The sequence below is a fragment of the Arsenophonus sp. ENCA genome (assembly GCF_002287155.1).
Lineage (GTDB): Bacteria > Pseudomonadota > Gammaproteobacteria > Enterobacterales > Enterobacteriaceae > Arsenophonus > Arsenophonus nilaparvatae.
On record NZ_NHNG01000620.1, the window covers coordinates 1 to 11,854 of the forward strand.

An 11,854-nucleotide genomic window follows, 5' to 3' on the forward strand; every position below is an offset into this window, starting at 1 on the left:
TATTTATTTTTATCGCATTGATAAACCGGTTGATATTCATCCTCTCCCGGTAAAGAAACAGCCTGAACGCCTGTTGGCAGCGAAAAATCTTGCAAAAGATAATGAGCCGATGACAAGTAAAGCGCTGACGGTGACGAAACCTCCGCAAATTATCAGCGTTAACAATAATCTGTTACCGACTCAGGGGAATAAATCCATCATTCAATCTCAAAAAACGATAGCGCCGCCAAAAACACCGACGTTGCTTACGGATAAACCGTTTACATCAATGAAAGTTACTCCGAACCCAAAACCTGTGCAAACGTGGCAGATAGAAAAAGGCGTAACGTTAAAGGACGGGGTGATGGCATGGGCAATAAAAGCACCTTGCATCGCGCCGGGAGTAAAAAATTGGTCGGTTTTGTGGCAAACGCCGGTTAATTATCAGATTGACGCGCCGCTAAAATTCAGTGGTGATTTTAAATCTGCATTGAGAAGTGTTTTAGAGTTATACCAGTCGGCCAAAAAGCCGCTTTATGCAGAAACCAATAGTGCGCAATGCCTGATACGCATCACCGATAAACCACCGGGGGGATGATGGGCTATTTAATCCTTTCTTTTATGCTGGTAACGTTATCGCTCGCCGGATTTTATCAGCATCAACATGCGGACAATCTCAACAGTACTGAAATGACAACCACCACGACGCAACAAGCGATAGAGACGGTTCACTATATCAACGCGATTAATGATTATCTCTATCTCCACCCTGATGTAACTAAGAATCCCAATGAGATTGTGCTAACAGCGGCGCAAATCGGTATCACGCCGCATTCGCCTATCCAGCATGTTATTGCCAGCCAGCGTGTTTTCGTCTGGCAACCTTTTTCTCCGGGATTAATGGCAGCGCTCAAAACGCAAACACGCGATTCTGCGCTATTGGGTAGCGTCAAAAATCACCGTCTTTTTGATAATAGTGGGCGGGATATGCAAATTGTCTTACCGGCACGTATCCCCGATGGGGCAATTGTTTATCTTAACTAGCAACTGTCTTGAACGTTAAAATTATGGAGAAACGTGATGGTACGACTCATTCCATTCTTCGTTCTTTCTGAGCATCGCGTTCAGGATAGTCAGCAGCTTGCGCATACAGGCAACCAGCGCCACTTTTTTGGCTTTTCCCGCTGCAAGCAGACGCATGTAAAAGGCTTTTATAACCGAATTAAAGCGAGTTGCTACAAGCGCGGCCATATAAAGTGCTGTTCGGACTCCGTCCCTTCCGCCAAAGATGGTTCGCCGACCTCGCATGGTACCCGAGTCCCGGTTTATGGGGGCAACGCCTACAAGCGCGCTAATAGCTCGCCTCGAGAGGCTGCCCAGTTCGGGAAGCTCCGCCAACAACGCAGCAACTGTCATGGTACCAACCCCTTTAATGCTGCTCAGCCTAGCGGCCAGATCCTTAAAGTGGTTCCTTATGTGGTTGTTCATATCCTCATCGATTCTGGCAAGTTCATCTTCCAGCGCCTTGATGATGATGTTGATGCTTTTTCTATTATGTGGATGTGCGGTATACAGCCTATTACGTTCTGCCACCAACATTGTAATCAACTGGCGTCTGCGTACGACCATCGCAGCAAGAACCTGACGTTCTGCATTTGGCAGAGTCCGGATAAAGCGCTCTCGCTCCGGATGTCGATTAATAACCTCTGCCATTTGTGCAAGCACTTTGGCATCAATACGGTCAGTTTTTGCCAGATAGCCCATAGCGCGGGCAAAGTCTCGGGCTTGTCTGGGATTGATCACAGTAACGTCAAAGCCTTCAGCCTGGAGCGAGCAGGCCACAGTAGCTTCAAGCCCGCCAGTTGCCTCCATCAGAACCAACACCACCGAATGCTTTCTCAATTCGGCGATAATGGCATCAAAACCGTCAGAGTCATTGCTGACCGTAAACTGTGCAATATCACAGCTGGCTGCTATGTCCAGCGTTGCTTTAGAAACATCAATACCCACACAAAGTGGATTTGGCTGACTCATGATTACCCATCCTTGCAAATGCGTTATGGATACGGACAACTGTTCGGGTTTCAGATGAGTGGCTCAGTGTATGCGCCGGTCGCTAATTAACGGGCTTAAAACCCTAGGAGGAATCGGGCTGCATGCACCTTGCCAAATCTAATCGTAACTATTTTAAACCGTTTTCAAGATACAAGGGGGATTAATGAAATTTCTAGTATTTCATCTTCTTATCATTTGTCTAGGCACTTTTGTTGCACTAAAAATCACGGATTCAGTATGGATGACGATATTGCTTGTCGTTTCTTTTGGCGCTATCCCTCTGTTGCGTCTTAATCGTTATTATCTTGAGGAGTTAACTGTTTTTTTTGTGTTCAGTGTAGGCTCAATTTCCATATTGTTTGCACTGATAAAATCACAGATGCAGTGAAATTCGCCAGGGGTTTTATTAATTGTTGGAGTAACAATGAAAATCTTAATATTCCACTTCTTCTTTATTGGTATTGGTGCTTTTTTCTCACTCAACGTAACGGGATCATTCTGGATAACTGCACTGCTTTTCTTGGTTTTTGGGATCATCCCCGTTTTTAGACTTAATGATTACCATTTGCATGAGATGTCCATTATTTTCTCAACTATGATTATAGGCATTTCCATAGTCATTGCATTTATATTACAGATGAAGTAAAGCCACCATAAGCTTTTTGATTTAAAAAAGTAAAATAATAAATCATCTTATGTTGTCTATTTTACCCAACCCCCATGAAGTAATAAACAAGATTACAGTGGCAAAAATGCAAAACAAAACAACTTTAATTATAATTACTTTCACTAAAAGAATATTAGTGAAAATCGCCGGCAAACTTAGGAATGCGCATAAAGAAAATACAACATAAAACAGATTAAGGCATTGTTTAATAAAATATTTTAATATTCTTATTGGATGTATTCTCTTGCTGCACTTTTTTATCTCTGCTTTTCTCACTAGTAAGGTATGACTATTAATCATCTCGATTTTAGAGAGGTACAAATCACCACATGATTTCGTAATGTACTCTTGATGGTTAATTTCAAATACCTTATACAGTAAAAATAGTCTTAGTAGTTTATATCTGAAATTGCTTTTGAAGCAGCCTAGTGATTCGCTTACAAAAACAACCACCCCTTTTCTTTTAAGAGGATTACAGTTTCGCCCTCTGTTATTTTTTCGTTTGTTTGATGTGCTAAAAACAACCCCGTAGCTAACAGACTTTATCATTCTGGATATTGCTATTTTATCCAAGCAACTTTTTGATGTGAAATGATATAGCGCTATTGGTTTTTTTTCATTCCTTGCTGTTTTCAGTTGAGTTAATCCAAAGAAAAAAAAGAAAAAATAAATCACAAGGATTATTACCGCTAAGGAAGGGAAAAGGTATTCAACAAACTCAGTGTTATTTAACAACAAATCAATTATTCCCACGTTTTCTCCTAAAAGTAAACAAATCCCCAAGCGGGTTTCTTTCCAACACTTACTTTGCACATTTTCTAAGGTTTCAAATAACAAAGGATACACCATGCGAGCGATTTTTTCTGCTGCGCCTTTACTGGTGGTACTGGCATTGTCTGGCTGCACCAGTATTGAGCGCATTAATCAAAACATGAAAAACAGTGAGGCGACAGACGCAAAGGCAAGGCAGCAGATGCAAAAATTGACCTCGCCATCGCCAGTATTACGCGAAGCGCCCCGGCAGTGGGTGAATCCCACGCCGATGATTGACCGGGCGGCGATAAAAAAAGTCATCCCACCTTGTACCATTACGATTAACCGGCAAGGCTCACTGAGCCTGCATGACGTTTCTGAACGTATTACCCGCGTGTGCCGCATTCCCGTTTCCGTGACGCCAGATGCATTAACGCTCTTGGGCGGCGTCTCTGGCGGACAGACCCAGCAGATGAAAGGCGATATCCCGCCGCCGGATGTCAATGGCATGGTGCCGCTGGCGGCCATCGGGATGGCGTCATCCTCTGCGCCTGCTGCGATTAACACCGGCGCGAATCTGAACGGGCTTTACTGGAACGGCCCACTGGCCGGGCTGCTCGACACCATTGCCAGTCGCCTTGGCGTGTCGTGGCGCTATGAATCGGGACAGATAGTTATCTACGCGCTGGAAACCCGGTCATTTACGCTGAATTTTATGGATTCACAGACCGATTACCAATCCAGAGTGGTCAGCGGCACCACCTCCAAAGCCGGTAACAGCGGCGGGCAAAGCGGCAATGCACTCAGTGGCGATGCCACCACGTCACAATCCACCTCAACCACCATCAAATCATCCCTGTATGCCGATTTACAGGGTGCAGTGAAATCAATGCTGACGCCGGGGCTGGGGCGTATGTTCCTGTCTGCCGGTAATCTGACCGTCACCGATGTGCCACGGGTGCTGGATACGGTTGAGCGTTTTGTTGACGAACGCAACCAGACATTAGACAGGCAGGTGGTGCTCAATATTGAAGTGCTGAGCGTGGAAAAACGGCAAAAAGACCAGTTAGGGCTGGACTGGAACGCCGTTTTTAACAATGGCCGTTTAGGGTTGTCACTCAGTCAAGCCTTTGGCGGTGCGGCCGGCAATATCATGAATGGCGGCTTCTCGGTGGTAGACGGGCGGCTGGCGGGGTCAAAAGTCTTTCTCAAAGCGCTTGCCGAGCAAGCTAAAGTCAGTGTCGTCACCCAACAGTCGAATACCACCACCAATCTTTCGCCGGTCGCCATGCAGGTAGCCGAACAGGAAGATTATGTGGCGCAGGTAACAACACAATCCACCGCGAATGTCGGCACGGCCACGTCGATTCAGCCCGCCACCATTACCACCGGCTTTTATATCAATCTGCTGCCGAATATCATGCCGGACGGTCAACACCTGTTACTGCAATTCGCGATTAATCTCTCTGAACCACCTACCCGGCGTACCTTTACTTCCGGGGAAAGCTCGGTCGAGTTGCTCAATACCCAACTGAAAACCTTTACCCAGCGCGTGAAAATGAAAACCGGCCAGACACTGGTGTTATCCGGCTTTCAGCAGGCCAGCCGTAAAGGAAGCAAGCAGGGCGTCGGTCAACCGTGGTTCTTTGGCTTAGGCGGCGGTCAACAGGCAGAAGACGGTGATCGGATGCTGGTTGTGCTGATCACCCCGGTTCTGTCGCAGGAGGGATAATAATGACGACAACACCGCTATTTACCGCGACGCCGATGGTGCGAGGTCGCCGCGTTTTTCTGGCCGGCATAGACTGGCTCCCCGTCACATTGCGGGCGGGTAAAAACGTCAAAAGCGAAGCGCGAAGACGCGGTGCAGATCGCGTAGTCAGTTACCGCTATCGGGACAGCCAGAAAAACCCGCAGTGGGTGATGGGGCTGGTCAATTGGGCGGCGTTGACGTTGCCAAAAGGCTGCAAAGACGGTTACGCGCTGGCACTGCTCATCGCCCGGCAACTGAAAGGCAGTGGTTACGCCATTATCGCGCTGGATAACGCGCGCTACGGTTTTGTTAGCAGCATCGACGGGGTGCTGATTAACGATGTGGTGGGCGACAAGGCCGCAATCGCACAGGCGCAAAAAAACTTTTGCCAGTTTAACCGCGAGCCGGAAGGCGGCTGGCAGATTTTCGCCCCGGCAGACTGGAACATCGCCGATAGCCAACCGTTTGATTTGGAAGGCTTGCTGGCAGGGCTTCGTTTTCCAGACAGTGCCCGCTTTCAGGCAACATCACGCAAGCGGCGATTTTTAGCTCTGTTTACGCTTTGTTGCCTGATGCTGGTCGGTTACGTCGGCTGGAACGGGGTTCAAACCCATCAGGAAACGTTGCGTCAGGCCGCCCTACGTGCGGCATGGCTGGCACAGCAACAGGTGCAAACGTCCCCGGCTCTGCGCTCACCGTGGCATGACACACCGCGACTGATGCCGTTTATTAACGCCTGTGCCGAACGCTGGCAAACCATCCCGCTGTCGCTGGCCGGCTGGCGCTTTAAAGAAGCGCAATGCGCACAGGAAGGCACACTACGACTGGCGTACAGCAAACCCGTTGGGGCCACCGTGGGCGATTTCGCTTACCGGGTGAAGCAGGTTTACGCCGGGCAAACGATGCCGTATTTCAATTTGCCCGGTCAGGGTGATACCGGCGGGTTTAGCCAACCTGTGACCTTCACCACCTCGCCGGACACCCGCGCCTTGCCGGAGGCGGATAGCCAGATACAGCGATTAACCACCTTTGCGCAGCGGATGCGCCTGCCCATTAACCTACAGGAAGAGGATAACCGTCAGGTGAGCGCTAACGGCGAAGAGCGGATTTTGCCGTGGCGCAGTTTTAGTTTTTCACTGGAAACCGCCATCCCCCCGACCCTGTTGTTTGATGAACTGGACGATCTGGGTTTACGCCTGCACGTCATCACGATCACGCTCAATCAGGGGCGATTAAGTTACCGGATGGAAGGAAAATTATATGCAAAATCATAAGCGCGTGCTGTTTATCACCGCGTGGTTAAGTGGCGTAGCCTATGCAGAAACACCGCCACCGCAACCGCCGGTGATGGAAGAATACACCCTGCAACGGTTAGAGCAGATACAGGCCGAAACCGTCTTGCTGGAAGCCAAGGCAGCCCGTGCCCGCATTCAACGCGAACTGGAAGACAGTGGTATTGATGCCCGGACAGCCAATTTACCGCTCAATGGCCGGGATCTGTCGATGTTACCTCGCGCCGGGGGCTTACCGTCAGTGGAAGAAATTTACGGCAGTGGCAAGCAGCTTATGGCGCGTCTGGTGCTCTCCGATGGCAAGCGGGCAGAACTGCGGCAGGGCGAGCAGATCCCCGGCACCCGTTTTTTGATTGAGACGATTAGCGCCCGCGAAGTCAGGGTGGCTGACGGCAACGATAAACGCACATTAGCCTTTTATTAATGAGGAGAAAAAGAGTGATGTTAAATACCCTTCCACAGCCCGATGCCGATATCGCCCGCTTTGTGCGGGTGACACAGGCCGAGGACGGCATGATTGATATTTTTATCGCGGACAATTACCGCGAGGATTTTAAAGTTCAACATTTTGTCAGCCGGGTACAAAAAGCCTTTCCGGGGCGTACCCGCTGGGCCAGCCTGTCGCTGGATGAAATCGCCAACGTAGCCCTCCCGCTATCGAGTAATGCGCCGGCACACAGCGTCAACCAGCAGCGGGTATTAAGCTACTTCCGCAAGGCCATTGCGCTATCGGCGTCTGACGTGCATTTTACCGTCGGACGTGATGGCGGTGAGTTTTGCTATATTGAAGCGCGGGTGCACGGTGAACTGCAATGTCTGGACTGCATCGACAAGGACGAAGGAATGGCGCTGGCGTCCACCATTATCCTGTCGATGTGTGATGTCACCGAGAAACAGTTTTACCCCAATCTTCATCAGGATGGCCGCATTGCCGAACGGTTTTTAAAACCGCTAGGGATATTTGGCGCACGTTATGCCCATATGCCATCTGTCGGCGGGCTATATGTGGTGATGCGTTTAATTAAGGATGATGGCGATGCCGTACCAGATTTTGAAACACTGGGCTTTTTGCCTGAGCAAATCCGGGTACTGAAACGCCTGTTGCGTCGTCCCGAAGGGATGATGATTTTATCCGGGCCAACCGGCTCAGGGAAATCCACTACACTACGCACAGCGTCTGCCGCCTATCTTTCGCTATGGGGTTATATCAACAAATTACCGGTACGACGACTGTTAACCATTGAAGATCCGCCCGAAGGCCGGATTTATGGCGCAATCCAGACGCCGATCATTGCTGATAAGAAAAACACCGAAGAAATCAAACGCGCATGGCTGCTATCGATGGCCTATGCCTTGCGTTGTGATCCGGATGCGATTTTAAACGGTGAGATCCGCGATTTGGAATCCGCCATCACCGCGCTAAAAGCGGCCATGACCGGGCATCTTCTGATGACCACACTCCATGCCAATGATGGCCTGAATATCCTTGAACGACTGGAAATAGAAGGGGTATCCGCACGGCTACTGGCCGATCCGCAGTTGTTGATTGGGCTGATAAGCCAACGACTGGTTCAGCGCTTATGTCCGCATTGCAAAATTCCATATCACCGGGTAGCTGAGCGGCTTGAAGAGGATGATCGCGATCTGATTGAACACTATTGCCAGCCTGAAAAGGTGTTTATGCGCCATGTTGAAGGCTGCGAACACTGTTTCCATGGCATTGTCGGGCGGATCGTGGTGGCCGAAGTGATCGCCCCGGATGCGCAGTTTTTTGAACTGTACCGGACAAAAAGCAAGGCGGCAGCGAAAACCTACTGGCATCGGACGCTGGGCGGCATTACCCGTAATCAGCACGTCTTGCACTACATCCATGCGGGAGAGGTTGATCCACTAGCCGCCCATTTCATTTGCCCGATTGATGAAGATAGTTATACGTTGTTGCCGATAGAAAATTGATTGTTATCGGGGGCGTGGTTATCCGAAACGATTACAGTACGCAGCGGCAGCTGAATAAAGCTAGCACTGGCCGATAGTTATTCTGCGACGGTCTTAGCCGCAAAGTGCTTACGTAGCTTTTGCAACTTGGGCGGAATAACAGCAAGACAGTAACGGTTTTCCTGTCCTTCGCCAGCCCAATAGTTCTGGTGGTAATCTTCTGCCGGATGCCAGGTCGCGCCAGTTTCAATGGTGGTCACTATCGGGTCGCGATGTTCACTCTGGGCCCGCGCAATTGCCGCTTTGGCCTCTTCCGCCTGTTTAATGCTGATCGGGAATATAGCCGATCGGTACTGTGTGCCGATATCAGTTCCTTGGCGATTAAACTGGGTCGGATCGTGGGTGGCAAAACTGATATCCAGTAGGTCGCCGAAGCTGACCTTTTCTGGATCAAAGGTAATTCGGATGGCTTCTGCATGCCCTGTATCGCCATTGCATACCTGTTTGTAGGTCGGGTTTGCGGTATGACCACCAATATAGCCACTTTCGACCGATTCCACGCCATTAATCTGTTTGAACACCGCTTCAGTACACCAGAAGCAGCCTCCAGCAATGATTGCGTATTCTGTCGCCATTTGTCATTCCTTCAGGGAGTCTTTATCCGATTGATAAAGACATTTATACGTTATTGTCACTCTAATGGCTAATGAGAAAAGCATATTTTTCTTACTCTTGCCATGCAAGATATTGCCCGCATGTTTTGCACATATACTTTATTTTTTCATTTAATATTTTATTGTGCCTACGCGCGGTTAATTGATGTGGCGATTCACAATCACAGCGATAATAAAACATCTGATCGCGTACAGATGTTAATGCGAACTGATGTGTTCTCTGTGGTGGGACTTCTAGAATAGTTTCCATCATCCATTTCCACTCTTTGCCATGTGGCGCGGTTTTACCAAAAGTTTGATAAACCAGCAAGTGCGCTAATTCATGGGGAACCACTTGATTAATAAAAATTTCACCATTCTCAATCAGCAAAATAGGATTAATGCGAATTTCCCATGCTTGTAAATAGGCACTACCGGCTATAGATCCTTTTTGTTGATAATTAATTAGTGGCTCTTTAAATTCTTTATTTAATTTATTATTCGCTGTAATAAGCTTATTCCTCAAAACTCGCATGACAAGCTGTTGTAAGGCGATCGGTACTCGGTGTGATTTCATATGGCGTCAGGAAAAATTATAGAAAAATCATCCTTCTGTTATACACAATTTACTCTAATACGAGAAAAAATAATGTTTCCATTATTAAATTCGCTGATTGTAACCGTCAAACCTCGCATTGCCGTTACCGCGAGATGGATTTACCAGAAAACCTTTTCCGCTAAAGATCGCATTGCCTTCTACGACATGCTGGCCTTTTTGCTGGATAACAACAAATCGTTGCAGCAAGCCTTTCTCGATATGCGCAATGTCGCCACCGATTTTGGTCGTAAGCATCATCCCTACGCCGTGCTGTTAACCGATTGCCTGTCGGCGCTGGATGAGGGGCAAGGGGCGTTTGAAAAGGTATTGCTCGAATGGGTGCCGGTTCAGGAAGCCACCCTGATTGGCTCCGGCCTCCTGTCCGGCAAGCTCTCTGATGCGCTGCGGCGTGCCAGCCAGATTGTGGAAGGCAAAAAGAGCATGGTCTCCGCCCTGCTCGGCGCACTGGCCTACCCCTGCTTTCTGCTGGGTATCGTGGTGCTGATGATGCACATGGTATGTAACAAATTTATCCCCAAGCTGGACAGGCTGATACCGCGCGAAAAATGGGAGGGCGCGCTTAGCCTGCTCACCGGCATTTCTGAATTTATAGTTCATTTCGAGGGGTTACTGCTGTTTGGCCTGCTGGCACTCACCGCCCTGATTGTCTGGTCAATGGGAAACTGGGCAAACCGGAAAATCGCCGACCATCTGCCGCCGTGGTCCGTGTATCGCGCCGTGCAGGGGGTTTACTTTTTGCTGAATATTGCGGCGTTACTGCGGGTCAATATCCCGGTGATGCAAGCAGTGAATATGCTCGGCGAAACCGCCAGTCCGTGGCTGGAAAGGCGCATTAATGAAACCCTGCATTATATGCGACAGGGCGAGCATTTGGGGCTGGCCTTAAAAAGTAGCGGCTATCACTTCCCCTCGCGGGAGTGTGTCAACCAGATGATGCTGTTAACCGAAGGCGCGGGAGCCGAAAACAGCCTTGAGCGCTATGCCGACCGCTGGTTGCAGATCACCATTTCGCAGGTCAAGAAAACATCACGCTATTTAACGGTTTTCTGCTTTTTGTTGGTGTTCGGCTATATGTTGCTGCTGCTATTAGCCAGCAGCGATTTAAATACCATAAGCCTGTTGCTTAATAGTGAAATAAAACTGCTTTCAATAAAAACAAGTTAGATACATCTAAAAAACACAAAAATAGGTTATTTTTTAATCTTATATAGGTCATTTTTAATTCAAAAATTGATTATTTTATCATCAATAGCTGGTTTTTTTGTAAGTCACAATTAATTTTGCTATTGAGCAACAGGCTTCATGGTCAACCAAATGGGGTAAGGAATGAAAAAGTGTTTATCGTTTTACTCACACACAAAAGAGGACGTTATGAAAAAGAAGACAACCCTGCACCGGGGATTTTTAAGTCTGGAAGCGATGGGGGTATTGGCAATTATTGCGGTCGCCATTGTGCTGGCCGTCAGCGCCGTCTCTATCCTGTTTAATAAAAGTACCCTTAACGATGAAATGTCCAATGTACAGGCATTGGTGACGCAAGCCCGCGGTATGTTAAAAACGCAGGGCGAATACCCGTTTACCAGTGGTGCCAAGATGACCGGTACACTGGTACAGTTTGGAGGTGTACCGGGCAGCATGACCATTAACGGTGACAAGGCGACGGGCGCGGCAAAAATTGCCAACGGCTGGGGCGGTGACGTGATTATTGCCCCGGAAAAAATTCAGGGGTCAGCCAATAACAAAGGCTTTTCCGTGACCTATAAGAATGTGCCGCAAGACGCCTGTGTCATCATGGCAACCAAACTGAGCGGCAGCGCGATGATACATGAGGTCTCGATTTCCGGTACCAACAATATTGGGGCCATTACCGCCGAAAAGAGGCTGTCGCAAAAGGGGTGGAATTTTTTTTCAACAATATCCCACCGTGCAGATTTTCTCTTTTTCTGATTTTAGTTTGTACAAATAATAGACTGAAAATCATCCATAATATCAGAGCAACCGCTCTTGATAAGTTATAGGCCATTGCATGCAGGGTAAATTCGAGCTTTACCGCTAATAATCCCTTACGCCGGAAACGTTCCAAACCCTGAATTCCCCGCAATGCTGAAAACACAGGTTCAACCATGCTCTTTCGCTGATTCAAGATTT

14 protein-coding genes are annotated in these 11,854 nt (G+C 48.4%); 9 read left to right on the top strand and 5 right to left on the bottom strand.

The genetic code is table 11. The annotated features are described in order from the left end of the window. Positions 1-577: toxin co-regulated pilus biosynthesis Q family protein (locus CBG25_RS15945; RefSeq protein WP_290607867.1), on the top strand; the 577-nt coding region annotated here is incomplete at its 5' end. Next, entirely contained in the window at positions 577-1,023 is a 447-nt protein-coding gene (gene pilM, locus CBG25_RS15950; protein WP_290607868.1) for a type IV pilus biogenesis protein PilM, read from the top strand. The genes CBG25_RS15945 and pilM, both read left to right, overlap by 1 nt. A gap of 21 nt (positions 1,024-1,044) precedes the next feature. On the opposite strand, the gene CBG25_RS15955 is transcribed toward pilM, so the two are convergent. After that, on the bottom strand, positions 1,045-2,013 hold the full coding sequence (locus CBG25_RS15955; RefSeq protein WP_290607869.1) for an IS110 family transposase: 969 nt from the start codon (positions 2,011-2,013) through the stop codon (positions 1,045-1,047). A gap of 184 nt (positions 2,014-2,197) precedes the next feature. Here CBG25_RS15955 and CBG25_RS15960 point away from each other — a divergent pair, with 184 nt between their 5' ends. Beyond that, positions 2,198-2,422: a hypothetical protein gene (locus CBG25_RS15960; protein ID WP_290607870.1), complete on the top strand. Its 225-nt coding sequence runs from the start codon at positions 2,198-2,200 to the stop codon at positions 2,420-2,422. A gap of 300 nt (positions 2,423-2,722) precedes the next feature. Here the strand turns inward: CBG25_RS15960 and CBG25_RS15965 are convergent, their stop codons facing one another. After that, on the bottom strand, positions 2,723-3,538 hold the full coding sequence (locus tag CBG25_RS15965; RefSeq protein WP_290607871.1) for a hypothetical protein: 816 nt from the start codon (positions 3,536-3,538) through the stop codon (positions 2,723-2,725). 10 nt (positions 3,539-3,548) lie between these two features. On the opposite strand from CBG25_RS15965, the gene CBG25_RS15970 reads away from it, so the two are divergent. Genes CBG25_RS15970 through CBG25_RS15985 form a run of 4 tightly spaced genes read left to right on the top strand, consistent with a single transcriptional unit; the run spans position 3,549 to position 8,455 of the window. After that, on the top strand, positions 3,549-5,186 hold the full coding sequence (locus tag CBG25_RS15970; protein ID WP_290607872.1) for a PilN family type IVB pilus formation outer membrane protein: 1,638 nt from the start codon (positions 3,549-3,551) through the stop codon (positions 5,184-5,186). Positions 5,187-5,188: 2 nt separating this feature from the next. After that, complete coding sequence (gene pilO2 / locus CBG25_RS15975) at positions 5,189-6,481, top strand: type 4b pilus protein PilO2 (protein ID WP_290607873.1); 1,293 nt, start codon at positions 5,189-5,191, stop codon at positions 6,479-6,481. Further along, a complete protein-coding gene (gene pilP / locus CBG25_RS15980) occupies positions 6,468-6,923 on the top strand; it encodes a type IV pilus biogenesis protein PilP (RefSeq protein WP_290607874.1) in 456 nt (151 codons plus the stop codon). Before pilO2 ends, pilP begins: the two co-directional genes overlap by 14 nt. A 17-nt stretch (positions 6,924-6,940) precedes the next feature. After that, a complete protein-coding gene (locus CBG25_RS15985) occupies positions 6,941-8,455 on the top strand; it encodes an ATPase, T2SS/T4P/T4SS family (protein WP_290607875.1) in 1,515 nt (504 codons plus the stop codon). A 77-nt stretch (positions 8,456-8,532) separates the two neighbouring features. Here CBG25_RS15985 and msrA read toward each other — a convergent pair whose 3' ends face one another. Together msrA and CBG25_RS15995 are read right to left on the bottom strand one after the other, a co-directional pair. Continuing rightward, positions 8,533-9,069 (bottom strand): peptide-methionine (S)-S-oxide reductase MsrA, encoded by a 537-nt coding sequence (msrA, locus tag CBG25_RS15990; protein ID WP_290607876.1) that lies wholly within the window; start codon positions 9,067-9,069, stop codon positions 8,533-8,535. 91 nt (positions 9,070-9,160) lie between these two features. Further along, the gene (locus CBG25_RS15995; RefSeq protein ID WP_290607877.1) at positions 9,161-9,664 is read right to left on the bottom strand and encodes a SprT family zinc-dependent metalloprotease; all 504 of its coding nucleotides are present in this window, start codon (positions 9,662-9,664) and stop codon (positions 9,161-9,163) included. Positions 9,665-9,736: 72 nt separating this feature from the next. Between CBG25_RS15995 and CBG25_RS16000 the strand changes: the two genes are divergently transcribed. Next, complete coding sequence (locus CBG25_RS16000; RefSeq protein ID WP_290607878.1) at positions 9,737-10,870, top strand: type II secretion system F family protein; 1,134 nt, start codon at positions 9,737-9,739, stop codon at positions 10,868-10,870. 207 nt (positions 10,871-11,077) lie between these two features. Further along, on the top strand, positions 11,078-11,653 hold the full coding sequence (locus CBG25_RS16005; protein WP_290607879.1) for a type 4 pilus major pilin: 576 nt from the start codon (positions 11,078-11,080) through the stop codon (positions 11,651-11,653). Here the strand turns inward: CBG25_RS16005 and CBG25_RS16010 are convergent. Then, positions 11,571-11,854, bottom strand: a 284-nt coding sequence (locus tag CBG25_RS16010; RefSeq protein WP_290607880.1) for a transposase, incomplete at its 5' end; no start/stop codon positions are given. The genes CBG25_RS16005 and CBG25_RS16010 overlap by 83 nt on opposite strands.

What these genes read in the sequence shown, in the direction of transcription:
- pilM (WP_290607868.1), top strand. Translation starts at nt 577, where the DNA reads ATGGGCTATTTAATCCTTTCTTTTATGCTGGTAACGTTATCGCTCGCC.
- CBG25_RS15955 (WP_290607869.1), bottom strand. Translation starts at nt 2,013, where the DNA reads ATGAGTCAGCCAAATCCACTTTGTGTGGGTATTGATGTTTCTAAAGCA.
- CBG25_RS15960 (WP_290607870.1), top strand. Translation starts at nt 2,198, where the DNA reads ATGAAATTTCTAGTATTTCATCTTCTTATCATTTGTCTAGGCACTTTT.
- CBG25_RS15970 (WP_290607872.1), top strand. Translation starts at nt 3,549, where the DNA reads ATGCGAGCGATTTTTTCTGCTGCGCCTTTACTGGTGGTACTGGCATTG.
- pilO2 (WP_290607873.1), top strand. Translation starts at nt 5,189, where the DNA reads ATGACGACAACACCGCTATTTACCGCGACGCCGATGGTGCGAGGTCGC.
- pilP (WP_290607874.1), top strand. Translation starts at nt 6,468, where the DNA reads ATGCAAAATCATAAGCGCGTGCTGTTTATCACCGCGTGGTTAAGTGGC.
- CBG25_RS15985 (WP_290607875.1), top strand. Translation starts at nt 6,941, where the DNA reads ATGTTAAATACCCTTCCACAGCCCGATGCCGATATCGCCCGCTTTGTG.
- msrA (WP_290607876.1), bottom strand. Translation starts at nt 9,069, where the DNA reads ATGGCGACAGAATACGCAATCATTGCTGGAGGCTGCTTCTGGTGTACT.
- CBG25_RS15995 (WP_290607877.1), bottom strand. Translation starts at nt 9,664, where the DNA reads ATGAAATCACACCGAGTACCGATCGCCTTACAACAGCTTGTCATGCGA.
- CBG25_RS16000 (WP_290607878.1), top strand. Translation starts at nt 9,737, where the DNA reads ATGTTTCCATTATTAAATTCGCTGATTGTAACCGTCAAACCTCGCATT.
- CBG25_RS16005 (WP_290607879.1), top strand. Translation starts at nt 11,078, where the DNA reads ATGAAAAAGAAGACAACCCTGCACCGGGGATTTTTAAGTCTGGAAGCG.